Genomic DNA, 24,294 nt, shown 5'->3' on the forward strand with positions numbered 1-24,294 from the left:
AAAAACGAAATGAATAACAATGATTTATATATGAGGTTGCAACAATAAAATTCAAGGTGCGTGAACTAAAACATGAAAATTACTGCATTAGTTCACGCCATTTTGAAGTACCTAAACTATAGACTTAGACTCACGGCAGGCTAGTTACTGAATCCGATGCTCAATACGGGCTGCCCTATTTTTTATTTGGCTGGCCAGTAAAAACAGCACCAAACTTAGAAATGCCGTCAATGCAATGACCGCCAGCAACACCCATCTCAGTGCACTGTTAAGTAAGTCTGCTTGCGCAACTTGCTGAGTTACACTTTGCGCCATTGGCGTAATGGTTTTTTGGAACAATTGATTTTGCATGGTCCACAGCTGTTCAGGCTTAAAGCCATATTCTAAAAATTGCGGATCATTTTTTTCAGCTTTGATTAAAGCCTGTACATAAGGAATTGCCGCTGCCCGATCTGCTGGATGATGCAGCAGCGCAGTTTGCGCCAGCAAGTAATTTTGAACAGGCTGCGCTAAATCTGAATCGGCTAAATAATGTGAAATTTCGCTGTCTTGAATCTGTTTATCATATTGAACCAGCTGCTGAAATTCAGCATTTCGGCCTTGATTCCAGTCATACTGCACATAAGTCAAGCTGCCCCAAATCAGCATAAATGCGATCAGCCAGCCAACAAATTTAAGGACAAAGGATTGAAAGCGCAGATAGAAAAAACGGATTTTTCGCAGTAAATACACTGCAATAAAAGCGCCAAAGAATGAAGCAAACAGTTTTAGAAACAGCCATCCAAACCATGACAGCAAATTCACAAAATAATCGGATTGATGACCGAAAGAGGCCAAGCTGCCATCAACGCTGTTTGGCATATGCAACTGCTCAACTTGGGAGGTTAAGCCAAAGAAACTGTAAATAAAATCCTGTTGCACAAATAAGCCAATAATCGATGCCGTCAGCAGCACAGTCGATGTGATGCCAAGCAGCATTAAATTGCGCTGGCGCTTTTTCAACGTTTTTAAGCCTGTTTCAAGCTGCTGCGGCTGCACTGCAAATTCATCCAAGGGAGGCAAATCTGTTCTCCTAGCGGTTTGAAAGACACCTCCCTAAGGCAACGCTTAGTTAGGCTTAGAACTGTTTGAGCTGGACTCAAGCACCAAATGATTCAAATTGTCCTGCAAAATGCGCAGGCGGCCTGCAGCTTCATCACGCTTCTGCATGCCTTCTTTTTGAATTTGAATCACATCATTAACTGTTTTAATGAGGGTGTTTTGCACATGTTCAAGCGTTTCAATATCAATTACTGAACGCTGATTAGCGCGGGCAGTATCTACTGAATTTTGATGCAGCAAGTCTGCATTACGTTTCAGCAGGTCATTGGTCGCATCATCAATAGTATTGGCCAATTGGACACTGTTTTTCTGTTCCTGCAGTGAGATTGCCAAACTGATCTGGTTCTTCCACGCTGGCAGCGTAATGTTTTTAATGGCATAAAACTTGTCGACCAGCATCAAATTATTAGACTGAATAATGCGGATCATTGGCAAGGTTTGCATAGCAGATTGCTGCAGCACTTGCAGATCACTCACGCGCTTTTCCAAATTATTGGATAAATGATTTAAATCATAAATTTTCTGTGTGGTCGATTGATCCTGCTCTTGTCCCGTTAATACCGCAATTTGCTGCTGAATTTCCTGTTCTTTGATTTTGCCAGCAGCCACATAAATACCGAGCTGCTTATATTCATCCTGCACACCGTCAAACATTTTATCCAGCGTACTCACCCGCGCCTTAAGACCGTTTTGTGAGCTTTCAATCTCTTTGACCAAGGCATCAATCTGCTCTTTGGTGGTATTAAAATGCTGATCAAAGCTTTGCTTTGCGCCTTTAAATTTACTGAGAATACTGCCAAAAAAACCCGAACTTTTGGATTTATTCAAAATGCTGCTGGTATTGAGCTGCTGCGCCACCTGCACCACTTGATTCAGTTTTTGCCCTGTAGCATCCAAATCTTTGTTCTGCACTAAATTCAGCAGTTCATCTGTATAGCTTGAGGTTTTGCTGGCAATATTCTTACCGTATTCGGCCACGGCATTATGATTGATATCCGACAGCTCTTTATGCGCCGTCAGCACCTCTTGAAAATCTGATGGCTGCAAGCCGATCCCCTGTAAATCCAGCTGCTGGAATTTTTGTTCAGTTACTGCAATGTCTGAACCCTGTTCCGTATCTGCCGGCAAATATGTCTGTTCTGGATGTGTCATGGCGCACCTTGTACTGATTATGATTTAGAGGGTTTCTCTAATGATTTTCTTAAAGTTTTAATGAGATTTTCACGGCTATTATCAAGTCTGTCCAATGAACTTGTCGAGCCGCTCTGCTGGCTTTGCTTCACATGATGCTGCCATGCAGGAATTAGCACCTGCTGCGCCTCTTTATAACGATCCAATAAGGTAAATGACAGCTGCTGTGACAAATGCATTTGCATGATGGCAAGATCGTTGCTGGATTGCAGCGTTCTTAATGTCTGAATTTTTTTAGACAGCCGCTCAGCAAAACTGTCCAGCGGCAGCGGCTGCTGTGCAAAAGTAGGATATTCATGCAGGAACTCTTCAGCAGCCACAATATATTTGGCCATTTGCTCACGAAGCCCCTGCAGCTGTGAAAAACGCGCCTGAGATTTTTGAATTTCAATCTGCAAGCGGCGGCTGAGCTGATTAGCTTCATCTAAATGGCGGTCTAAATTTTTATAGTATTCCACTTGGCTGGAACCAAACTCTAAATCCAGTCCTAGCCATTTTTGCAGGCCATTGAATTTGCGCTTTTTTAAGACTTTTTTTGAATCCGAAAGTGTTTGAATTAAATGTTCAATACTTTGACTTAGCCTTTGCGTCAACTGCGGATCTACTCCGCTCAATAGCACAGCCTGCGCTTGAATCAGCTGATCGGCATAATGGTTTAAACGGTATGGATCATTCAGCAATGGCAGCAGTTCATTTCGTTTAATCGACAGCGCATCTTCCGGATGCACTGGAATATCGGCAATGGGCACCAAAACATCAGTTGAATGCATAAACAATTAAACCCAATAAAATCATTTTTATACTACGACTTTTAGCCAGCTTTTCATGTATTTTTTTGCAATAAATCATGAAAAATTCTAAGCCCACTGACATTCAAAGCAACACCTTAAGATTTAATGCTGTCATGCCTGTACATTTTGCCTATAAGCCAATCCGCTTTGCTGCTCTAGTTATTTTCATATGAACCTGCACTGAGCTAATACGCCACCCTTTTAGCTATCAATGTAGTTAATTTTTCGATAAAAATATCAAATAAGATCGTTTAAATATTCATAGAATCAAGCGCTAACTTCTAGCAAGATGTATCGCGCATATTTTATACTCTCACAACAATAACACTAAAAGAATCATCATGATAACTAATCATTTAAACAGCGGAACTGCCAGTCAAAGTACAGCAACACAGCGTATGCAAAACATTCGCCATCACTTCAAAAATGCAGAGCATCAGCATGAGTTTTATATTGCAAATGCATTTAATACTGTGAACTTTGATCAAAGCTTTGAAAGCTTTCAACGGCTCGATCAATTATTTACCGCGTTTAAGAACCAAATCGGGGTTTTAGATATTCAGCATGATGCCGATCCGAGCCAGTCAAATAGCTTAATGCTGATTGCCAGTCATTTAGGCCAGTTTTTAGCAGAACGGACGTCTACGCCTGAGCAGTGGTTTTCACGCGAAGAATTAAAGCAAAATTTGCCGCAAAGCGAAGCGTTATTGCCTGAATCTTTTTTATATGACTATGCCCTCGCCCTACCCAATAAAATTGTTTTTCCACTCTTGGTGGCGCATCAATATTTTAAACAGGCGGAAACTTCTCAGACTTTCAGCCAGCATATTGAAATAGAAATTTTGAACCATTTGATTGCCTGCGGGGAAGAAAAAAATAAAATTGCAGAAGAAATGCATGCCTTACAAAGCATGTATCAAAAAAATTATCCGCTGAATTTTGGTAGCGCCTTTCAAAAATTAGTTGAAATTTCGAATCTGGACTATTCCCTGCAGAGCCTTGACCGATTAGATGAATTAATGCGTGAACTGCGTCAGAACTATATTGTCTCTGTAGAAAAATTTCTTTCAGAGCAAAGCAACTTTTACTTTATTTTGTACTTAAGCGGCTATTTGGGCCGTGTCATTGCTCAGCATGCCGGTACGTCCTTAAGATGGCTCAATCCGCAGCAAGTCAGCGAAATGCTTAGACGTGAAATCCAACCGCAATTGGAAACTTGCCGTGTTGCACAAATCCACAATCAAATATTTTTTACCACTGGCCATATTGGTGAATTTCTATTCGCCCCAATGATTAAGACCAGTTCTTTGCAATATGCTAAACAAATTATTGAGGAAATTTTAAAAGTCCGCACACCGCTCTATTTAGCTCATCCTCCTCAAAATGCCGCTTATAAATGCTCACTATTTCATGATGTTTTACATCAAGCAGGTTTTTTACTCGGCTATGTTTTCCAGTTTATACACGGCGTAATGCCTAGGCACGATCCAAATGCCAACATGGATCCAACCAGTTTTCCTCCGGGAAATACCTTTATTAAACATATGGATGGACCGGATTCTGGCTTAAAGCAGCTCGAACAAAATGCGCAAGAATACCCTTATAATGTTCTGGCTTATGAAATGTATGCATGTTTACCGCATATCAGAACCGATGCGATATCTCTCCATGTCCGCCAATATGGAGAACATGCAATCAATTTGCACATCGTGGTTCCATACTTTCCTGTCTTTGACTATCGCGGGTTTCACATACTGCAGCCCTATCTCAGTGCTTGCGATAGCGTGACAGATCAGCAAATGCCTCAAATTTTAAATGCCATGCAAGCATTTTTTGATGGCATCGAAGATTTTGAAACACCTCTCCCTGCTGAGCGCAAAGTGTGGGCAAAACATTATCGGGCTGGAACTTATCCTTATCCGCAGAACTTTGCACAAAACTGAATAATAAAACTGTATGGCAAAAAACTCCAGATCATAGATCTGGAGTTTCACTTTCAAACTTTACAGCGGCAGCGATTATAAATAATTGCCTTCACGCTCCGGCTGATACAGCACTTTTTCAATTTTAACTTTCATGATATGCCCATCTGGCTGGGGCCATTCAATTTCCTGACCTTCCGACAGCCCTAAAATAGCTGCACCAACTGGCGCCAGCACATTCACTTGCCCTTTCTCACCAATAAAATCATGCGGATAAACCAAGGTAATTTCTGTCGGCTCTGTCGCTGGCGCAATCGTAATCAGCACTTTGGCATTCATACTCACCACATTGGCTGGCACATCCTGCGGCGCAACCACTTCGGCACGCGCCATTTCTTCTTCTAAATGCTCCATCGTCGGTGTCAATTTAGATTGATGCTCCAGCATGGTTTCCAAACGGTGTAAATCCTGCTCAGAAAGAATAATGGTGGGTTTTTTCATATACATTTTCCTTTGAATCTTGTTTTTCCATCAAAACAGCTGCGGCCTGATCTTAAAATTTATAATTGCTTTCATTCTGTTATAGCAGAAATTGAGGAATAACCGCTAGCAAACGTTTTTCTTGCACCATAAAAAAAGCCCCCTTGAGGGGGCTTTTCTCAAGTGAAACTTATTTTGCGTAAACTGGGAATTTCGCGCAAACAGTTTCAACTTTCGCTTTCACAGTATTGATTACTGCTTCGTCGCCTTTCGAATCTAAAATGTCTGCAATCCAGCCAGCCAAGTCACGTACTTCAGCTTCGCCGAAACCGCGAGTTGTTACTGCAGGAGTACCAATACGGATACCAGAAGTAACGAATGGAGAACGCGGATCGTTTGGTACAGAGTTTTTGTTCACAGTAATGTGAGCAGCACCTAACCAAGCATCAGCTTCTTTACCTGTAATATCGCCTTGTTTGATTAAAGACAATAGGAACAAGTGGTTTTCAGTACCGCCAGAAACAACGTCATAACCGCGAGCGATCAACACTTCAGCCATTGCTTTAGCGTTTACAACAACTTGCTTTTGATATTCTTTATATTCAGGCGCCATCGCTTCTTTGAAGCAGATCGCTTTAGCCGCTACAGCGTGAACCAATGGACCGCCTTGGTTGCCTGGGAATACAGCTGACTGTAATTTTTTCTCAATTTCTTCGTTTGCTTTCGCAAGGATTAAACCTGAACGCGGGCCGCGAAGTGTTTTATGCGTTGTTGTAGTCGTTACGTCAGCAATTTGCACTGGGCTTGGGTATACGCCAGCAGCAACAAGGCCTGCAACGTGAGCCATATCTACAAATAGGTAAGCGCCAACTTTATCCGCGATTTCACGGAAACGCTGCCAATCAACGATTTGGCTGTATGCAGAGAAACCAGCAACGATCATGCGAGGCTTGTGTTCTTCTGCTAAACGTTCAACTTCTTCGTAATCGATTTCGCCAGTTTCTGGGTTCAAACCGTATTGAATTGCGTTGTAAGTTTTACCAGAGAAGCTTACTTTAGCACCGTGAGTCAAGTGACCGCCGTGCGCCAAGCTCATACCTAACACTGTATCGCCAGGATTAAGAAGCGCTAAGTAAACTGCAGAGTTTGCTTGTGAACCAGCATGCGGCTGTACGTTCGCATAGTCTGCGCCGAAAAGTTCTTTAGCACGGTCAATCGCTAACTGTTCAATAACGTCTACATATTCGCAGCCGCCGTAGTAGCGTTTGCCTGGGTAGCCTTCCGCATATTTGTTAGTCAGTTTTGATCCTTGCGCTTCCATCACTGCTGGCGAGCAGTAGTTTTCAGAAGCAATGAGTTCGATGTGCGCTTCTTGGCGGGCATCTTCTTGAGAAATTGCTTTCGCGATTTCTGGATCAAATTCAGCAATAGAGATATTGGCAAACATTAGCGAGGTCCTATTAAATTAGGGCTTTTAAGCCGTGCTAAGATTGGCGCGTATTATAACAGAAAGTTTGTCTTTTCCACAGTTTGATATTTATTTAATTCCAAGTGATTATTATTCATTTTAACTGCTAATCTTTAGTGAATAAATGAATAATTACAGGAATTGGAGCTGATGGAAATAGACAGTAAATTTACCGATTTACCGCATCATTCCATTGCCGCTCCAGCAGGCATTCGATATTTTGAGATCCAAGAAAACTGGGATTTTTATCTTGATGAAATCGATGGAATACCCGCCAGCTATTTTTTGAATTTGGCTTTAGCTCAAAATGCGCCAATTCAGCCGCTTTCAAATTTGATTTGGGTTGCATTACAAATGAATCACCCTCGAGAAGATGGACTATCTTCCAGAGAGGAATATGATCTTTTATTAAAATTAGAAGATGCCTTGATTCCAGCCATGGCTAAAAACAAGTTAATTGTATATGTAGGCCGTGTAACGCGTGATACAAAAAGGCTGTTTTTCTTCTACGCTGCACCACATATTAATGCAGAGCAATCAATTCAGTCTGCCATGCAGGCATTCCCTGACTACCATTATAGTTTTGGTAAAAAAGTGATAGAGATTGGAACATATATTTTAGAAACCTGTATCCAAATGAAGTGAATTTACAAACGATGTCCAATAGTAAAGTCCTAGAAAACCTAAAAAACCATGGGGACAGTCTTGAAGTTGCACGGCCAGTAGATCATTGGGTTTACTTTAAATCACTGAATGAACAGAGAAATTTCATTAAGAAAGTCGAAGACCTTGGCTTTACTGTAGTTGAGAAAACGACTGCAATAGAAAATAAAAACTATCCTTATAAACTGGTAATTTCGAGAAAAGATCATGTAGATCAATTATCTATTGATCAATGCACCTTGGTGCTTTTTGAGTTGGCAAAACAGGCAAATGCGCAATATGATGGCTGGGAAACGCAAGTCATTCGAAACTGAGGTCGTAAAAATAAAGCCTAATCAGATCAATTAGGCTTTATTTGCATGTTTAATTCGCTGGCATCAGCGTTTTTACATTGGTAATGATATTGTCCCAATTGTTCACATAGACCGAGCCATGATCCCACTGATCGGCTACAGCAAGAGCATCATCCGTCTTGTACGTAATATTGCTGCCTGCAGGCGCTGTAGACACTAAATAGTCAGTGACCTTTCTTGGAATCGTTGGATCTTTAGTTCCCTGATAGATATAAATTGGGGTGGAAATTTTAGTCGTTAATGGCTGTGAACCAGAAACCAAGAACGCTTTCACCTCTGGAATAGCGGTCATAAAGTTTGGCTGTGTCCGTGGATAACCGTCTAATTTTCCATTGTTGTTTTGAAGATAAGCCCCCATGGCATCGCCTAAATTCTGGCCTAATACGTCATAACATACACTTTCAGCTTGTGCAGCGAGCTGATCCGTCGGAGGTATAAAGACTTCGCTGTATTGCAGGGTTGGTGTTGTATTTCTTAACCCTGCCGTGATCAGTGATGTAAATGTATCAAGCGGTGCAAGAATATTTATTTTCTTTATCGGATCTAATTCAGCTGCAGCTTTTTGTTCGCCGCCATTTAAAATTAAACTTAAATAAGACGCAGGCGCTACAGCAACTGTGCCTTTATACGTTAACTGAGCGCGAGATGCATATTGGGCAGCCCCTAATGCCGCCTGCCCGCCTTGAGAATGCCCAACGGTTGCCCATCTTTTTTCTGTGGTGTTGCCTAAGCTTTTACTTGCAGCGACCACAGCATCGGTAATGGAATAGGCTTCACTTTTTAAATTTAAGAATGGATGTAATTCTTTACCGCTTGGCTCACCTAAACCTTCATAATCTGGCGCAACAACGGCATAGCCCGCTGCCAATAATTTAGCAATAAAAAATTCATTGCCCTTCAGACCTTGCTGGCTTGGCGCACATTGATCTGCAACACCAGTCGTCCCATGTGCCCACGCGACAATAGGCCAGCCTCCAGCGGGTTTCGTTCCTTTCGGCGTAAATACAAGCGCAGTCGCTTGAGTCTCAGTTCCATTCACGCCTAACATTTTATAAGTCATCAAGATGCGGGAAGCGCCTGCACTATCTAATACAATATTCGTATTTGCGTTGACATCAACATAGGCTTCTGTTTTCACCACAGGGTTGGCAATATTGTTTTTTGGAATTCCATCATCAGGAACAAAGACCGAATTCCCGCCGTCTCCATCTCCGCCCCCGCAGGCTGTAAGTAAAAACGCGCTCCATACACAGACTGTAAGAATATGCTTTTTCATTGGACCATCCTTGTACTTTGTTCTTAATAAGTATTTAACACTATGTATTACCTGCAATAGGCCAATAGCACAAGAGCTTTTAAGATCAATGACAAGCCTAAATTTTATACACATCACATTATTTTATAATTAATTGATTTTTATAACTTAAAACAAATTTAACTTACAAAAAGAAAACATTCATTTCTTCAAAGATTGTTAGATGCAGCTGCAGATAAAAAAACAAAAACGAACCTGCGCATTTGCAGCCTATAACTGGCTAAACTGCTGAAAAAAACTCCTAATCGTATTGTTTCTACATCCGCGACCTCAGAAAGCTCATCCAATTCTTTGGCTTTGGTTTGTCAATGACTTAGGCAAATGATAAATTGGGAGTTTTATACATTCTCCTGATGGAATCGGTTATGCACGCCATAATTCTCGACACTGAAACGCATACTTTAAATGGCCAGCCGATTGAAATTGCATACGCGCCTATTCAAATCTCTGACCATAAAATTACTTTAGACAAATCTAAATTGTTTGATCAGCTCTATAGTGTGGATGAGCCAATATCTTTTGCAGCGATGGCGGTACATCATATTCTAAAAGCAGATATTCAAGATCAGCCGCATTACACCAGCTTTGAATTGCCTCAAGATACGGTTTATATCATTGGCCATAATATTGATTACGATATCCGCGCCCTTGAAAAATGCGGTGTCGATTCAAAAAATATTAAAGCGATTTGCACATTGGCTTTGGCGCGATTGGTTTGGCCTGATGCCGAAGCGCACAATATTTCCGCGCTGATTTATATGATCAGCAAAGGCAGTGAAAAAGCCCGTGAAATGATCCGTAAAGCGCACCGTGCAGATATGGATATTATTTTAACAGCCAACATTTTGATGCATATCGTGCATCATCTTAAAATCAACAGCATTGAAGAACTATATGAAGCTTCAGAAGATGCCCGCATTCCCCGCAGCATTAATTTTGGTAAACACCGCGGAACTGCAATTGCAGAGCTGCCTGCGGACTACGTGCAATGGCTGCTGCGTCAGGACGATTTAGATCCTTATCTGCGTAAAGCACTCGAAAATACGGCCATCACAACACTTTAAAATACAATTATTTAATAAAGCTTTGTCACAAAAGCTTCATCCCAGTGTAATTTTCACACAATATCATCAGCCTTAATTTATTTGGGGATAAATTAAGGCATGTCTACTTTTACTAAAACTGAACTTGGCTTCCGCACTTTAAAACTTCGAGATTTAGCACTCAATGCCAGACAGCGCAGGCTTTTAGTCTTAATTGACACAGAAGATTTTTACGCGCTTAGCACAAACATGCAGCAACGCATTGCTTCCCCTGATTTACTGCAGCAATTGCAGGATTTGGGTTTAATTACTGCGCACAATACAGTTCAAAATTTTGAAGAAAATCATCTACCAATTGACCAAGACATTTCAGATTCAGCATCTGAAAGCGAGAATATTCATCCCATTGATTTAAGCCATCAAAGCAACGCACCTATTACAGAAACCGTAATAGAAAATCAAAATAATGAAATAGAAGCTGCCCATTCTATACATTCTGAAATCTTAAGTTTTGAAGATTTAAAACAATTTATGATGCATCACCTGCAGCAATATTGCGGGCTGATGGCGAAGCAGCTCCTGATTAAAATTCAGCACGCTGAGCAAATTTCCCAGCTGAAACAATGCCAAATACAATGGATTACTCTGCTCCAAGAGTCACGGATTTTGCCTCAAACGCTGAATCATGCCTTACAGCAAGTCAACTTAAATATGCACCAGCTGCAAAATAGCTAAGGCTCGTCTATTAAGCCACCAATGATTAAGAGTTTTTTTATAGGCGCTGATTCAAAAAATCACTAAAAGAATATCCCTAAACGTCTTGCATGAAAGATAAGTATTTAAAATTAAATCATTTATTAATTTTTAAATAAAATAATTTGTTTTAAGCGTTAATCTCTAAGACTTTATTTGCATGGTGTATTTCTAATATTCAGTGCATATATGCAAGATATTTTGGGGAGTGTAAAACCATGTCGTACTATCTTGAATTTGATGCTTTTGATAATCCGATGCAGCTGAGTAAAGTAGGCAACTGGATTATTACCTTCTTAAGCCCGAAAGAAGAGCTGGAACATATTCAACTGGCGATTACCCATGTCCTGCCGCGTCAAATGAGTGAGCATTTACAGCCGCGTCGGCTCATTATGCATAAGGCGCCTGCAGAGAATAATTGGGAAATTGAGTGCATAGAATGCTTTGACAGCAGTTTAAATCAAGAAATTACTTTTCCGCCAGCAGATCCGCAAGCGCAGGAAGTGATTCAAACTATTTTAAAAGAATTTGACCGCTATGATGTTTGCGTACAGTTCAAGCAAGATTAAATATAAAAATAATCCCCCTGTAATATCAAAAAAACTCACCTAAATACGGTGAGTTTTTTTACGTTAATAAAGCTAGGCTTAAAACTATTTAGCTTCAATCACTTTATAAATACTGGATGAATGCTGGCTTTCGAACAGAAGCTCAATGCTGGGCAAGATCACTTCACCATCGACCACAATGTGCTCAATGCGGTTAGAAACGCTGTTGGAGTCTGGCGCAGAACGCAATAAAGCTTTGGCATCCAAAATTTCACTAAACTGGTTCTTCACCTTAATATCAATCATATTTGTCATTGTTGTCACTCTCTTACTTATTTGAATTAGCATTTTTATACCACATGCCTAAAACAACGCCTTTGCATAAAATGTTAGATTTCTTGGCATTGTAAACTTAGTTAACTCGAAATATTGTAAATCAATGACATACACAATTTTGGCAAAAATTGTATGACAATAACTCACCATTCATGCAGTTCATCAGAAACTTTGTGCAACATTTAAGGCATTAAAAAAGCCCGCATTTCTGCGGGCTCTATGTTGGAAGGCTAGTGCTGATTTTTTGTCTTAACCGAGGTTAGAGACTCAATTAGCTGTCATTGATCCGTCCAACTCTTAGCAGCGTCTTTAACTTTCTGACCTGCTGTAGTATCAATATAGCACTGTTGATTATTAGCGCAAGCACCTTTAACACTTCCAAACATTTGATCAAAATAAATACAATTATATTTCGTCGCTGAGAAGCAGATAATATGTTCGATTCAATTCGCTTGGCGCTTAAAACCTATAATAAAAACTTAAGTGCCTGTTTTTAAAACATCGATTCAAAAACTGACTGTAAGCAAATTGTTTTCAATTGCACTTAGCCAGGGAAAATACCGCGCTCTTTGCGCGCTTTTAAAATACGCTCACAGGCTAAAATGTAGGCCGCGGTGCGTAAAGTACAAGCATTGTTATTGGCGCACGTCCAAACATCTTCTACCGCTTGAATCATCAATTTATCTAAACGGTCATTAATTTCGGCTTCACTCCAGAAATAGCTTGCCATGTCCTGAACCCATTCAAAATAACTGACCGTTACACCGCCAGCATTACAGATCACATCCGGCACAATCATAATTTGACGTTCACGCAAAATATCATCTGCTTCAGGATAGGTCGGACCATTGGCGCCTTCTAAAATCATTTTGGCTTTTAACCGCTGTGCACGATCCACATTAATTTGCCCTTCCAAAGCAGCTGGAATAATGATGTCCGTTTCTATATCCCAAAACGCTTCGTTATCAATAGCTATTGCGCCGTCAAAACCCGCAACGCCTTGATGCTGTTCTACATGCACATGCAGCCTGTTTAAATCAATTCCCATAGCATTATAAATCGTGCCAGTATGATCTTGAATACAGACAATTTTTGCATCAGACAAAGCAAATAAATTGGCAGCTTCACTGCCCACATTGCCATAACCCTGAACGCTGACTTTGGCATCTGCAATGTCCAAATCTATTTTTTGCGCAACTTGACAGCCCGTAATATAAACACCGCGCCCTGTGGCTTTTACACGGCCTAAAGAACCGCCCAAATGCACAGGCTTGCCTGTCACCACACCCGTTACCGTATAGCCCTGACCTGATGAATAGGTATCCATCATCCAGCCCATGACATTAGGATTCGTGCCGACATCTGGTGCAGGAATGTCTTTTTGCGGGCCAATAATATGCGCAATTTCACTGGTATAACGGCGGGTTAAACGTTCTAGCTCACGTGCTGAAAGCTTACGCGGATCAACCCGTACACCGCCCTTTGCACCGCCAAAAGGCAAATTCAGTACCGCTGTTTTAATGGTCATCCACGCCGACAGCGCCATGACTTCATTCAGCTCTACGTCTGGATGATAGCGGATACCGCCTTTGCCCGGCCCGCGCGATAAATTATGCTGTACGCGGTAGCCTTCAAAATGCTGAATTTTTCCGTCATCCATAATGATTGGCACATCGACAATTAAAGCGCGTTTTGGGCGTTTTAAGGTATCGACATAATCGGCCAGATCTTCACTTAGATAAGGTGCCACGCGGTCGACCTGCGCCAAAAAAGTTTGCCATGCACCGTTGCCGCCATTTGCGTAAGAGAGATTTGACATTCCTGTTCCTAAATTTTTAAATTATTGTGGGTTAAATATATAACTGTAGACAATGAACGCCGCGAGTCTTGCAGTCATTGCATCCTGATCGTATTTTGGATTGCATTCTGCAATATCCAGCAGCTTGATTTTTCCGCTACGTTGAATATATCTCATCAGCTTTTCAAACATTTTTAAATCAATGCCTCTGACCGCCGGCGCACTGACACCCGGCGCAATCGATGCGGCAAAAACATCAAGATCCACCGTGACGTACAGCCAATCCACTGCTTGTATAAATTGATCAATTTTAGAGAACACCTGTTGCAGCTGAGCTGCTTCAAGCTCATGATCAAAAATACACTGACTGCCTAAACGCGCTGCTGTATCAAACAATTTTTTGGTATTGGAATGCTGTGCTGCGCCGATGCAAAGATAGTGAAAAGATTTACCGTGCTGTTCGCAGAGCTGAGCTGATTGCAAAAATGGTGTGCCCGAAGTTGCATGCACGTCTTCACGTAAATCTAAATGCGCATCAAAATTGATAATCCCAATGTTTTTTTCTGGATACGTATTTTGTGCATATTGAAAAATGCCACTAAAACTGCCAAATGCAATCTCATGCCCACCGCCAAACACGATCGGTTTTAAGCCTTGCTGCAAAGCCATTTCAATTTGTTCGGCCAAAGCAACTTGGGCTTTTTCCAATTCACCATTGGCACACAGCACTGTACCCAAGTCACGAATTGAAACTTGTGAATGCACAGGCAAATTTGCCAGTTGTTTACGGATTAAATCTGGCGCTTCTGCTGCGCCAATGCGTCCACGATTACGGCGCACGCCTTCGTCAGAGCTAAAACCTAAAATTGCAAATTCAGCGGAATCTGATTGGTTCACCGTATGGAAGATACGCCGATGTTCTGCGCCTTCACCATCCTGCCGCCCTTGCCATTGAAAAGAATGATCCATAATGAATACCGTCTTTAAATCTTCAACGCTTTAAAAATAAAAACTCAGGCTTAAGGCGAAGCTTAAGCTTTCGGTTTAAAAATTGAATGACACCATTCCATTCAAGCCTTAGATCTCTACCTGCTGACCTTTGTAGATGACTTTTTGATTAAGATCACCACCCAGCCAATAGGTAATTTCTGAAGGATGCTGAATATCCCACAGTACAAAATTGGCGAACTTTCCAGCCTCTAAACTGCCATGCATCTGTTGCAGGCCAAGCGCTTGAGCCGCATGAATCGTCACTGCTGCCAATGTTTGTTCTGGCGTCAAACGGAACAAAGTACTGCCCATATTCATCATCAAACGCAATGACTGCGCTGGTGATGTGCCCGGATTTAAATCCGTCGATAAGGCAATTTTCACCCCATGTTGAATTAAACTTTCTACAGGCGGATATTGCGTTTCGCGCAGCAAATAAAATGCGCCTGGCAATAAGACTGCAACCGTATCGGAGGCGGCCATGGCTTTCACATCATCTTCGGTCATATACTCCAGATGATCTGCCGATAGCGCATGATATTGTGCAGCAAGACTAGAACCACCCAAAGCAGACAGCTGTTCTGCGTGCAGTTTGACAGGCAAATTTAAAGATTGTGCAGTTTGAAACACCCGCTCTACTTGGCTTGGAGAAAATGCCAAATGCTCACAAAAAGCATCTACAGCATCGACTAATTGTTCTGCATGCAGCTGCGGCAGCATTTCACTGCAGATATAATGGATATAGTCATCACTGGCATCTTTAAATTCTGGCGGCAAAGCATGTGCAGCCAAACAGGTACTTTTTACCGTCATTGGCAAAGCTGCACCTAACTGACGAATCACTTTCAGCATTTTGCGCTCATTGGCTAAATCCAGCCCATAGCCCGATTTAATTTCAATCGCGGTGACGCCTTCACGCTGCAAGTTTTGAATCCGCTTATAAGCAGATTGAAACAGTTCAGCTTCTGTCGCCTCGCGTGTTGCGCGCACCGTACTGGCAATACCACCGCCATTTTTCGCGATTTCGGCATAACTTACACCCTGCAGGCGCTGTTCAAATTCAATACTGCGATTGCCACCAAAAACGCTATGGGTATGACAGTCGATTAAACCCGGTGTTATCCAAGCGCCTTGCAGATCAATCTGTTCGCTAAAAGATGCTTGAGGAACATCACTGCTTTTGCCAATCCAATGAATCAGCTCAGCATTTGTAATCAGTGCTGCATCTTCAATGATTGAATAAAGGCCATGCTGCATGGTCGCAATATGGCAATTCAGCCAGAGCTTCATGTTGACAATTCCTATTCCGCCAAAGCAAATGCTTAAGCGGAAATGTTGTTGGATTTAAGGAAAATGATTAAATCAGTTATGAGTTGGTTTCTAGTTCTTGCGAGGTATTTTTTGGGTCCTGATTCAAGTTCATTTTTGGCTTGATCTTGAAAAAATAGGCAACCCATAAAATCACCAGCCATGCCGCACCAACATAGATCGCCGGACGAGAGTCTGGGAAGTACGCAATGATGCCTAAAACAAACAACATGAAGACCACTGCAAATGCAGGTGCATACGGCCAGCCCACGACTGGGAAATCTAAAGCTTTAATTTCAGCAGTAGACAATTTACGGCGCATACCCATTTGTGACAGCAGGATCATCAGCCAAACCCAAACTGTTGCAAATGTCGCAATTGAAGCAATAATCATGAAAATATTTTTAGGAATCAGGTAATTCAGCACCACACCAATCAACAGCACGCCTGCCATTACGACAACGGTCATCCAAGGCACACCATTTTTAGATAGCTTGGTAAAGACTTTAGGCGCTTGACCATCTTGCGCCATGCCGTACAACATGCGCCCAGCACCAAATACATCACTATTGATTGCAGAGACTGCAGCTGAAATCACCACAATATTTAAAATGGTTGCTGCTGAACCAATGCCTAGGTTTTCAAAAATTTGTACAAATGGACTGCCTTGTGTACCAATTTGATTCCAAGGGAAAATCGCCATCAACACAAAAATGGTCAACACATAGAATAGTAAAATACGCACAGGCACCGCATTGATGGCTTTTGGAATCGACTTTTTCGGTTCTGCGGTTTCACCCGCAGTAATACCAATAATTTCGATACCGCCAAAAGCAAATACCACCACAGATAAACAAGCAATCAATCCGCCTATGCCATTTGGCATAAACCCGTCATGAATCCACAGGTTTTGCAAGCCAGAAACTGCTGTACCGTGATCAGAATGGAAGCCGTAAAGCATCAGGCCAAAACCGCCGATAATCATGGCGATAATCGCAGTCACTTTTACAATCGACAGCCAAAACTCGAGTTCACCAAAGACTTTGACATGGATTAAATTAATCCCGCCTAAAAACATAATCAGCGATAGAATCCAAATCCAGCGCGGGACATCGGGATACCAAAAGCCCATGTAAATACCAAAAGCTGTGACATCTGCCAAAGCCACAATGATCATTTCAAAGACATAGGTCCATCCCGTGGTAAAACCTGCAAAGGGGCTAATGTACTTGCTGGCATAGTGGCTGAATGAACCCGAAACTGGATTATGTACAGACATTTCGCCGAGGGCGCGCATGACGATATAAATGGCAATACCCGCCACGATATAAGCAATTAATACCGAGGGGCCAGCCATTTGAATCGCACTGGCTGAACCATAGAATAGTCCTGTACCAATAGCTGAGCCTAAAGCTAAAAATCGGATATGACGGGTGTTTAATCCCCGCTGTAAGGTCGACTCTTGTGACATTGTTATCTCCAATCCATGAGGAAATTTTTATTTGATCGGGCCGCATCATGCGGCCCTTTTCTCAATCACAAACTTATTTTAGGCTTGGCAATAAACCGTGAATGATCAGGTCATTTAAGCAGCCGCTCGCCAGCAATTCACTCGCCTGCTCAATATCTGGCGCGAAGAAGCGGTCTTCACTGTAATACGGCACTTGATCACGCAGCGCTTTGCGCGCACGCTCCAATTTAACCGAGCTTTTTAAGCCTTTACGGAAGTCTAAACCTTGGCATGCGCCCAGCCATTCAATCGCAATGATGCCGCGTACATTGTCCGCCATAGACCATAAGCGTTTGCCCGCATTTGGCGCCATAGATACATGGTCTTCCTGATTGGCAGAAGTCGGCAGGCTGTCAACGCTTGCAGGATGTGCCAGTGCTTTATTGTCACTTGCCAATGCCGCTGCAGTCACCTGTGCAATCATAAAGTCTGAGTTCACACCGCCATTTTCCACCAAGAATGGCGGAAGCTGTGACATGTGGCGGTCCATCATCATAGAGATACGGCGTTCAGACAGTGAACCCACTTCTGCAATCGCTAACGCTAAGTTGTCCGCAGCCATCGCTACAGGTTCCGCATGGAAGTTACCCCCTGAAATCACATCGCCTTCTTTGGCAAAAACCAATGGATTGTCAGAAACTGCATTAGATTCCACTTCTAACACTTCAGCCGCTTGACGGATTTGTGTTAAGCAAGCGCCCATCACCTGCGGCTGACAGCGCAGTGAATATGGATCTTGTACTTTTTCACAGTCTTCATGCGAATGGCCGATTTCACTTTCTTCAGTCAATAGATCACGATATGCAGCGGCCACATCAATTTGACCGCGCTGACCGCGTACTTCATGTACACGCGCATCAAATGGTGAACGTGAACCAAGCATCGCTTCTACACTTAAACCGCCGCACACTGTGGCTGCCGCAAATAAATCTTCCGCTTCAAATAAACCGCGTAACGCATAGGCTGTAGATACTTGTGTGCCGTTGAGCAATGCCAAGCCTTCTTTGGCTGCCAATGCAACCGGTTCTAAACCTGCAATTTTTAATGCTTCAACCGCTGGCAGCCATTCGCCTTTATAACGCGCTTTGCTTTCACCCAGCAGCACCAATGACATGTGAGCAAGCGGCGCCAAGTCACCTGAAGCTCCCACAGAACCTTTTAAAGGAATATGCGGATAAACTTCAGCATTAATCAGTGCCAAAAGCGCTTCAATGACTTTTAAACGAATACCTGAAAAACCGCGCGCCAAACTGTTGGCTTTGAGCAGCATAATCAAACGCACCATTGAATCATCCAGTGCTTCACCTACACCTGCTGCATGTGACAATACCAATGAACGTTGAAGCTGTTCTAAATCTTCTTGCGCAATTTTGGTCGATGCCAATAAACCAAAACCTGTATTGATGCCGTAAGCCGTTCGGCCTTCACGAATAATTTGCTCAACACAATCGACACTGGCTTGAATGGCTGGAATGGCCTTCTGATCTAGCTTAACTTTGATCGGCTTTAAAAATGCTTCACGTAATTCTGCTAAATTAAGTTTGCCTGGTTGAATTAAAAGTTCCATGTATACAGCCCTGTTTCCTATTTTTTATACGCTGCTGAATCATCAGGAGAGAGTTGAGATGAATCAGCAGTTGTCCTTTTTACGGCTTAGCCAGTAATCATCGGCAGATTTAAGCCTTGTTCTTTCGCACAGTCAATTGCAATATCATAACCAGCGTCTGCGTGGCGCATTACGCCTGTCGCAGGGTCATTGGTCAGTACTCTGGCAATACGTTCTGCGGCTTCATCTGTACCATCACATACAATCACCACACCTGAGTGCTGTGAGAAGCCCATGCCTACGCCACCGCCATGATGCAACGACACCCAAGTTGCGCCGCCTGCTGTATTGAGCAAAGCATTCAGTAATGGCCAATCTGATACTGCATCTGATCCATCTTGCATCGATTCAGTTTCACGGTTTGGACTAGACACAGAACCTGAGTCTAAGTGGTCACGGCCAATCACAACAGGTGCAGATAATTCGCCTGTACGTACCATTTCATTGAATGCCAGGCCAAGTTTTGCACGCAGGCCTAGACCTACCCAGCAAATACGCGCTGGCAAACCTTGGAATGCAATTCGTTCACGCGCCATATCTAACCAATGATGCAAATGCTCATCATCTGGAATCAGCTCTTTCACTTTTGCATCAGTTTTATAGATGTCTTCTGGGTCACCAGAAAGTGCAGCCCAACGGAATGGACCAATACCGCGGCAGAACAACGGACGGATATAAGCTGGAACGAAGCCAGGGAAATCGAATGCGTTTTCTACCCCCTCTTCTTGCGCCATTTGACGGATGTTGTTGCCATAGTCAAAGGTTGGGACGCCCATTTTTTGGAAGTCCAGCATCGCTTGAACATGCACACCCATAGATTGCTTCGCGGCTTTTACCACTACATCTGGTTCAGTTTGCGCGCGTTCGCGGTATTCTTCCCATGTCCAGCCAATTGGCAGGTAACCATTTAATGGGTCATGCGCACTGGTTTGATCCGTCACCATATCTGGACGCACACCGCGGCGCACCAGCTCAGGCAAAATGTCTGCAGCATTGCCGTGCAGCGCAATTGAAATGGCTTTACCTTCTTTGGTATAGCGCTCAATACGCACCAAAGCGTTGTCTAAATCTGCAGCTTGCTCATCTACATAACGGGTACGTAAACGGAAATCGATGCTGGCTTGCTGGCATTCAATGTTCAAAGAACACGCGCCTGCCAAAGTTGCAGCCAATGGCTGAGCGCCGCCCATGCCGCCTAAACCAGCCGTTAATACCCAGCGACCCGTCAAGCTGCCGTTATAGTGCTGACGCCCTGCTTCTACAAAAGTTTCGTATGTGCCTTGCACAATCCCTTGGCTGCCAATATAGATCCAAGAACCTGCGGTCATTTGACCGTACATCGCCAAACCTTTTGCATCCATTTCATTAAAATGCTTCCAGTTTGCCCAATGCGGCACTAAGTTCGAGTTGGCAATTAACACACGCGGTGCGTCTTTATGGGTTTTGAACACGCCTACTGGCTTGCCAGACTGAACCAGCAAAGTTTCGTGATCTTCTAAATCTTTTAAAGTTTCAACAATTTTGTCATAACATTCCCAGTTACGCGCTGCACGGCCAATCCCGCCATACACCACCAATTCTTTTGGGTTCTCTGCGACATCTGGGTCTAGGTTATTCATCAACATGCGCAGCGGCGCTTCTGTTAACCAGCTTTTTGCATTTAGCGTTGTACCGCGAGGGGCACGAATTTCTACATCACGAAATTTTGTAGTTGTTGTCACCGTTGGACTCCTTCCATTCAACAAACTGTGTTTCTAATGACATCCCTTCAGCACTAATACAAACATGTGCTTACTTGTATATACATGTATACATATTAAACATGAGTCAGAATCTTTGAAAAGACCCCAATTCAAAATAATCATTAAATATTTTTTAAAAATTTGATTTTATTAAAGTTAAATATTTTTATTTTTTTATAATTTGCCGCATTTTATGCCAAAATTTCGGCTAGAGATGTTCATCGAATATTTAATAAAGCTCAATAAAACAGCAATCTTTCTCTAAATTTTCGGGCAGTTGTATTGTTAATATTTGATCAGCATTGCTGATTTTGAGACAGTCCAAAGCCGCTAAATGATATTTTTGCTGTGCAATTTGTATTACTGCAGCTTCTGCCATATTAAAAATAAACAGCGTAGGCGCCGAACTTAAAACGGTTTGCACCGCTTCCCCCTTTAGCCATTGCACCCGCGGCTGAACACGGTCCTTGCGGTAAATTAAATTCAGATCTCGAATCGGGCCATTCAATAGCCTGCAGAACACTGGCTGTTCGCCATCAAAAGCAAAAAGCGTTCTGGTCAATACATGCACTTCATTGGGCTCAGCCAGCATTTTTTGCTTGAGGCTTAGATGCATACCAGCACCTGACAATACCGAAATTATCCGCTGCTTATCTTTAAAAAATGAAAATTCACTATCCGTATCTACATCTGCCATAGAGATGCGCCAGTCAAAATCATCTGCATCTTCTTGCGGGCTACGGGCAATTTCATAAGTAAAGCCTAGGCCATTTTTCCACAGCATTTTTTGGTAATGCTGCAGTGTCAGATGCTGAATCATTGCACGAACTTTCCTTCCAGATAGTAACGGCTGCCTGGATAGGTTAAACGCGCGCTGGAAATGAGATGCTTATTGGACCATGTACGGCGGCGGATGAGCAGACAAGGCTCCTGCTTGGTAATTTTCAGCCATTTGCATTCTTGTGCATTGGCCAAGACAGCTTCCACAATATGCTCCCCTTCACTGACGGGCGCTTGTGCCATCAAATAGGCATTAGGCGTAATTTGAGTAAAATCCTGTTTTAAATAATTTGGAATTAAAGCCGCATTGACCAAACGGTCTTCAACTTGTACAGGCACATCATTTTCATAATGAATAATGATGGAATGAAATAACGGCTGGCCTTCTTGCGTTTGCATAAACAAAGCTTGCTGTACATCCGCTTTAATTTTTTCCAGTTTCAAGACTTCTGCACGGTGAATATGATTACGCGCCACAATTTCATCGGCAATATTATTAATTTGAAATAGGGCTGAATGTCCTTGCCCTTCTGCAACGAATGAACCGACACCTTGCACACGAACCAGCATTTTATCTGCTGTGAGTTCACGCAATGCCCGATTAACCGTCATGCGGCTGCAGCCCAGCAATTTGACTAATTCGCTTTCCGATGGAATTTTGTCATTAACTTTCCATTCTCCGCTGTAAATTTTGCTTTGAATATACTGTTTCACTTGCGCATATAGCGGCGAAGGTGCTTCTAAGCCTATGGATGTTTTATTTTCTTCTGTCGATGAAGTGAATGGCATTTTGGTCTCTAAACTGCTTAGCTTCTAAAATAGATGACCGCCTAAAGCGTTCTGCACTTTCCGTTTTATACGCAAGAAAATCAGCAGCAGCGGTCAAGTTCTGATCTTGATTATAATCAATTCCTTAAGCTTGTATATACAAGCTATTAGATTAATTCAGGCTTTTCTTCTTCAAAATCACTCGACTTATATTCTTCATCCGCCATTCAGATTTAACCTGCTTTTGCTCAATGATTTTTTATATTTAAACTTTAGTCCTAAAAATCGTAATTGAATTACATTTTTATTGAATTGCTTAATCGCTTATGTTAAAAAATAAACAATTGCGCTGATCGTAATTAAATTACGAATAATTTAAATCGTAATTTCATTTGGATACACCCTGTATCTCAGTTCTAGGAATGAACTGATTAACAAGGATTTGTTTTTTAAACTGGATTTTTCATGAAAGCATCAGTCAAATGTTTACTGGTGATGGGTACACTTGTGCCTTTTTCACCTGCTGCTTGGGCCGACGTCATCTTTAAAGAAGACAAGCTGACCGTCACCAATAAAAACTTTTATTTTTACCGCGACTTTCGCAATGGCGAATACAACCCATCAGGCGCCAACAAATTTGTGCCCATAGACGAAAAAGAAGGCTACCGCAGCGAATGGGCGCATGGTCTGATTTTGAATTACGACTCGGGCTTTACGGACGGCGCAGTACAATTTGGCGTCAATGCCTATGGCCTATTCGGTTTTGAACTGTACAGTGACCCATTTAAAACGGGCACCAGCAATCTGCAGATTGATCATGAAGGCAATGCCAAAAGCGCCTTTGGAGAAGTGGGTGCAAGCCTGAAAGTTAAATATAAAGATACTGTTTTGACCTACGGCAACCAGTTTCCAAATGTTCCCGTGCTATGGGTGAATACGGCCCGTTTATTGCCAAGCACCGCTACAGGACTAAGCCTGCAGGATAAAAGTTTTGAACATCTCACATTAAATGCTGGCTATTTTTACAGCATGAATCCTGTAGATTCGACCGAAGATTTGAATTATTTCACGACTGATTATAGTGTGGGCATTCAAGGCGAGAGTGTTAAATATCTTGGCGGCACATACAAGTTTCCAGAAGGCAGCGCTACTGCTTATGTATCAGAGCTAGAAGATGTATGGATTCAAACTTATGCAGGTGCAGATTATCTGCACAAGATTAATGAGCAGCAAAGCCTGAAATTAAACTTCAATACTTACAATAACCAAGACACAGGCAAAAAAAATGGCGGTGATATCAGCACCACGATTGCATCAGCCATGCTGGGCTATAGCTTGAATAATCACAAAATCAGCGTTGCTTATCAGCAAGTTTTTGGTGATGAGCCAGCAGACTGGACAGGTTTTGCTACACAAGGGCCAGGCATTGCCATTGCCAATGCTGTTCAGTTTGCAACTTTCTCGGAAGCGAATGAAAAGTCTGCGCAAATCCGCTATGACTTAGATTTTTCACCTTACGGCATACCGGGTTTAAGCTTTATGGGCCGATATCTATATGGCTGGGATATGGATAACCAAGACAGCACCAATGCCTTTTATACCAAGCGCCATGTCTATGATCCGTCTGTAGACAATAAGCATTGGGAACGTGATTTACAGTTGGGCTATACCGTGCAAAAAGGCAAAGCTAAAGGCCTAAATGTGCTGCTGCGCCAAGCGACACACCGTTCAACGCAAGGTTACCGCTATAATGATATTGATGAACTGCGTGTAATTCTGGAATATCCGCTGAACTTTTAATTCATCTTTGCTGAATGATTAAAGAGCA

General features: G+C 42.4%; 22 protein-coding genes. 7 read left to right on the top strand and 15 right to left on the bottom strand.

The annotated features are described in order from the left end of the window. Positions 1–144: 144 nt before the first annotated feature. From B9T34_RS00705 to B9T34_RS00715, 3 genes are read right to left on the bottom strand one after another with little or no spacing between them, the layout of a single operon-like run. The gene (locus tag B9T34_RS00705) at positions 145–1,062 is read right to left on the bottom strand and encodes a hypothetical protein (RefSeq protein ID WP_086211252.1); all 918 of its coding nucleotides are present in this window, start codon (positions 1,060–1,062) and stop codon (positions 145–147) included. Positions 1,063–1,107: 45 nt separating this feature from the next. Further along, positions 1,108–2,253 (bottom strand): toxic anion resistance protein, encoded by a 1,146-nt coding sequence (locus B9T34_RS00710; protein ID WP_086211253.1) that lies wholly within the window; start codon positions 2,251–2,253, stop codon positions 1,108–1,110. A gap of 17 nt (positions 2,254–2,270) precedes the next feature. Continuing rightward, entirely contained in the window at positions 2,271–3,062 is a 792-nt protein-coding gene (locus tag B9T34_RS00715; protein ID WP_086211254.1) for a tellurium resistance protein, read from the bottom strand. Positions 3,063–3,424: 362 nt separating this feature from the next. On the opposite strand from B9T34_RS00715, the gene B9T34_RS00720 reads away from it, so the two are divergent. Beyond that, positions 3,425–5,026, top strand: a complete 1,602-nt coding sequence (locus B9T34_RS00720; protein ID WP_086211255.1) for a hypothetical protein — start codon at positions 3,425–3,427, stop codon at positions 5,024–5,026. Between the two features lie 75 nt (positions 5,027–5,101). On the opposite strand, the gene rnk is transcribed toward B9T34_RS00720, so the two are convergent. Together rnk and glyA are read right to left on the bottom strand one after the other, a co-directional pair. Then, the gene (gene rnk, locus B9T34_RS00725; RefSeq protein ID WP_086211256.1) at positions 5,102–5,506 is read right to left on the bottom strand and encodes a nucleoside diphosphate kinase regulator; all 405 of its coding nucleotides are present in this window, start codon (positions 5,504–5,506) and stop codon (positions 5,102–5,104) included. A 169-nt stretch (positions 5,507–5,675) separates the two neighbouring features. Then, a complete protein-coding gene (glyA, locus tag B9T34_RS00730) occupies positions 5,676–6,932 on the bottom strand; it encodes a serine hydroxymethyltransferase (RefSeq protein WP_086211257.1) in 1,257 nt (418 codons plus the stop codon). Between the two features lie 171 nt (positions 6,933–7,103). Here glyA and B9T34_RS00735 point away from each other — a divergent pair, with 171 nt between their 5' ends. Together B9T34_RS00735 and B9T34_RS00740 are read left to right on the top strand one after the other, a co-directional pair. After that, a complete protein-coding gene (locus B9T34_RS00735; RefSeq protein WP_086211258.1) occupies positions 7,104–7,598 on the top strand; it encodes a DUF695 domain-containing protein in 495 nt (164 codons plus the stop codon). An 11-nt stretch (positions 7,599–7,609) separates the two neighbouring features. Further along, entirely contained in the window at positions 7,610–7,930 is a 321-nt protein-coding gene (locus tag B9T34_RS00740) for a ribonuclease E inhibitor RraB (RefSeq protein ID WP_139841235.1), read from the top strand. A gap of 49 nt (positions 7,931–7,979) precedes the next feature. Here the strand turns inward: B9T34_RS00740 and B9T34_RS00745 are convergent, their stop codons facing one another. Next, positions 7,980–9,245: an alpha/beta hydrolase family protein gene (locus tag B9T34_RS00745; RefSeq protein WP_086211260.1), complete on the bottom strand. Its 1,266-nt coding sequence runs from the start codon at positions 9,243–9,245 to the stop codon at positions 7,980–7,982. Positions 9,246–9,649: 404 nt separating this feature from the next. Between B9T34_RS00745 and B9T34_RS00750 the strand changes: the two genes are divergently transcribed. The 3 genes from B9T34_RS00750 to B9T34_RS00760 all read left to right on the top strand — a co-directional run bounded on the left by B9T34_RS00750 (position 9,650) and on the right by B9T34_RS00760 (position 11,649). Then, positions 9,650–10,348: a DNA polymerase III subunit epsilon gene (locus B9T34_RS00750; protein WP_086211261.1), complete on the top strand. Its 699-nt coding sequence runs from the start codon at positions 9,650–9,652 to the stop codon at positions 10,346–10,348. 99 nt (positions 10,349–10,447) lie between these two features. Further along, a complete protein-coding gene (locus tag B9T34_RS00755; RefSeq protein WP_086211262.1) occupies positions 10,448–11,062 on the top strand; it encodes a hypothetical protein in 615 nt (204 codons plus the stop codon). A gap of 236 nt (positions 11,063–11,298) precedes the next feature. Further along, on the top strand, positions 11,299–11,649 hold the full coding sequence (locus B9T34_RS00760) for a hypothetical protein (protein WP_086211263.1): 351 nt from the start codon (positions 11,299–11,301) through the stop codon (positions 11,647–11,649). 84 nt (positions 11,650–11,733) lie between these two features. On the opposite strand, the gene B9T34_RS00765 is transcribed toward B9T34_RS00760, so the two are convergent. From B9T34_RS00765 to hutC, 9 genes are all read right to left on the bottom strand, one after another. Continuing rightward, on the bottom strand, positions 11,734–11,943 hold the full coding sequence (locus B9T34_RS00765; RefSeq protein WP_086211264.1) for a hypothetical protein: 210 nt from the start codon (positions 11,941–11,943) through the stop codon (positions 11,734–11,736). 565 nt (positions 11,944–12,508) lie between these two features. Continuing rightward, positions 12,509–13,783: a Glu/Leu/Phe/Val family dehydrogenase gene (locus tag B9T34_RS00770; protein WP_086211265.1), complete on the bottom strand. Its 1,275-nt coding sequence runs from the start codon at positions 13,781–13,783 to the stop codon at positions 12,509–12,511. A 21-nt stretch (positions 13,784–13,804) separates the two neighbouring features. Continuing rightward, positions 13,805–14,731 carry a formimidoylglutamase gene (hutG, locus tag B9T34_RS00775; protein ID WP_086211266.1) on the bottom strand — a complete coding sequence of 309 codons (927 nt, stop codon included), beginning with the start codon at positions 14,729–14,731 and terminating at the stop codon, positions 13,805–13,807. A 108-nt stretch (positions 14,732–14,839) separates the two neighbouring features. Beyond that, positions 14,840–16,042 carry an imidazolonepropionase gene (gene hutI / locus B9T34_RS00780; protein ID WP_086211267.1) on the bottom strand — a complete coding sequence of 401 codons (1,203 nt, stop codon included), beginning with the start codon at positions 16,040–16,042 and terminating at the stop codon, positions 14,840–14,842. Between the two features lie 76 nt (positions 16,043–16,118). Beyond that, positions 16,119–17,531, bottom strand: coding sequence for an amino acid permease (locus tag B9T34_RS00785; RefSeq protein WP_086211268.1), 1,413 nt, complete (start codon positions 17,529–17,531; stop codon positions 16,119–16,121). A gap of 73 nt (positions 17,532–17,604) precedes the next feature. Then, positions 17,605–19,137 carry a histidine ammonia-lyase gene (gene hutH, locus B9T34_RS00790; RefSeq protein ID WP_086211269.1) on the bottom strand — a complete coding sequence of 511 codons (1,533 nt, stop codon included), beginning with the start codon at positions 19,135–19,137 and terminating at the stop codon, positions 17,605–17,607. A gap of 86 nt (positions 19,138–19,223) precedes the next feature. Next, positions 19,224–20,897: a urocanate hydratase gene (gene hutU, locus B9T34_RS00795; protein WP_086211270.1), complete on the bottom strand. Its 1,674-nt coding sequence runs from the start codon at positions 20,895–20,897 to the stop codon at positions 19,224–19,226. A 250-nt stretch (positions 20,898–21,147) separates the two neighbouring features. Continuing rightward, entirely contained in the window at positions 21,148–21,738 is a 591-nt protein-coding gene (locus B9T34_RS00800; protein ID WP_086211271.1) for a HutD family protein, read from the bottom strand. Next, positions 21,735–22,487, bottom strand: a complete 753-nt coding sequence (gene hutC, locus B9T34_RS00805) for a histidine utilization repressor (RefSeq protein ID WP_086211272.1) — start codon at positions 22,485–22,487, stop codon at positions 21,735–21,737. Before hutC ends, B9T34_RS00800 begins: the two co-directional genes overlap by 4 nt. 444 nt (positions 22,488–22,931) lie before the next feature. Between hutC and B9T34_RS00810 the strand changes: the two genes are divergently transcribed. Continuing rightward, on the top strand, positions 22,932–24,266 hold the full coding sequence (locus B9T34_RS00810) for an OprD family outer membrane porin (protein WP_086211273.1): 1,335 nt from the start codon (positions 22,932–22,934) through the stop codon (positions 24,264–24,266). Positions 24,267–24,294 lie beyond the last annotated feature (28 nt).

It is taken from the genome of Acinetobacter sp. ANC 3813 (assembly GCF_002135435.1).
In the GTDB taxonomy this organism is placed as follows: Bacteria; Pseudomonadota; Gammaproteobacteria; order Pseudomonadales; family Moraxellaceae; genus Acinetobacter.

Excerpts from the sequence above, each read along its gene's own strand:
- B9T34_RS00710 (WP_086211253.1), bottom strand. The coding sequence starts at position 2,253 with ATGACACATCCAGAACAGACATATTTGCCGGCAGATACGGAACAGGGT.
- B9T34_RS00715 (WP_086211254.1), bottom strand. The coding sequence starts at position 3,062 with ATGCATTCAACTGATGTTTTGGTGCCCATTGCCGATATTCCAGTGCAT.
- B9T34_RS00720 (WP_086211255.1), top strand. The coding sequence starts at position 3,425 with ATGATAACTAATCATTTAAACAGCGGAACTGCCAGTCAAAGTACAGCA.
- rnk (WP_086211256.1), bottom strand. The coding sequence starts at position 5,506 with ATGAAAAAACCCACCATTATTCTTTCTGAGCAGGATTTACACCGTTTG.
- glyA (WP_086211257.1), bottom strand. The coding sequence starts at position 6,932 with ATGTTTGCCAATATCTCTATTGCTGAATTTGATCCAGAAATCGCGAAA.
- B9T34_RS00735 (WP_086211258.1), top strand. The coding sequence starts at position 7,104 with ATGGAAATAGACAGTAAATTTACCGATTTACCGCATCATTCCATTGCC.
- B9T34_RS00740 (WP_139841235.1), top strand. The coding sequence starts at position 7,610 with ATGTCCAATAGTAAAGTCCTAGAAAACCTAAAAAACCATGGGGACAGT.
- B9T34_RS00745 (WP_086211260.1), bottom strand. The coding sequence starts at position 9,245 with ATGAAAAAGCATATTCTTACAGTCTGTGTATGGAGCGCGTTTTTACTT.
- B9T34_RS00750 (WP_086211261.1), top strand. The coding sequence starts at position 9,650 with ATGCACGCCATAATTCTCGACACTGAAACGCATACTTTAAATGGCCAG.
- B9T34_RS00755 (WP_086211262.1), top strand. The coding sequence starts at position 10,448 with ATGTCTACTTTTACTAAAACTGAACTTGGCTTCCGCACTTTAAAACTT.
- B9T34_RS00760 (WP_086211263.1), top strand. The coding sequence starts at position 11,299 with ATGTCGTACTATCTTGAATTTGATGCTTTTGATAATCCGATGCAGCTG.
- B9T34_RS00765 (WP_086211264.1), bottom strand. The coding sequence starts at position 11,943 with ATGACAAATATGATTGATATTAAGGTGAAGAACCAGTTTAGTGAAATT.
- B9T34_RS00770 (WP_086211265.1), bottom strand. The coding sequence starts at position 13,783 with ATGTCAAATCTCTCTTACGCAAATGGCGGCAACGGTGCATGGCAAACT.
- hutG (WP_086211266.1), bottom strand. The coding sequence starts at position 14,731 with ATGGATCATTCTTTTCAATGGCAAGGGCGGCAGGATGGTGAAGGCGCA.
- hutI (WP_086211267.1), bottom strand. The coding sequence starts at position 16,042 with ATGAAGCTCTGGCTGAATTGCCATATTGCGACCATGCAGCATGGCCTT.
- B9T34_RS00785 (WP_086211268.1), bottom strand. The coding sequence starts at position 17,531 with ATGTCACAAGAGTCGACCTTACAGCGGGGATTAAACACCCGTCATATC.
- hutH (WP_086211269.1), bottom strand. The coding sequence starts at position 19,137 with ATGGAACTTTTAATTCAACCAGGCAAACTTAATTTAGCAGAATTACGT.
- B9T34_RS00800 (WP_086211271.1), bottom strand. The coding sequence starts at position 21,738 with ATGATTCAGCATCTGACACTGCAGCATTACCAAAAAATGCTGTGGAAA.
- hutC (WP_086211272.1), bottom strand. The coding sequence starts at position 22,487 with ATGCCATTCACTTCATCGACAGAAGAAAATAAAACATCCATAGGCTTA.
- B9T34_RS00810 (WP_086211273.1), top strand. The coding sequence starts at position 22,932 with ATGAAAGCATCAGTCAAATGTTTACTGGTGATGGGTACACTTGTGCCT.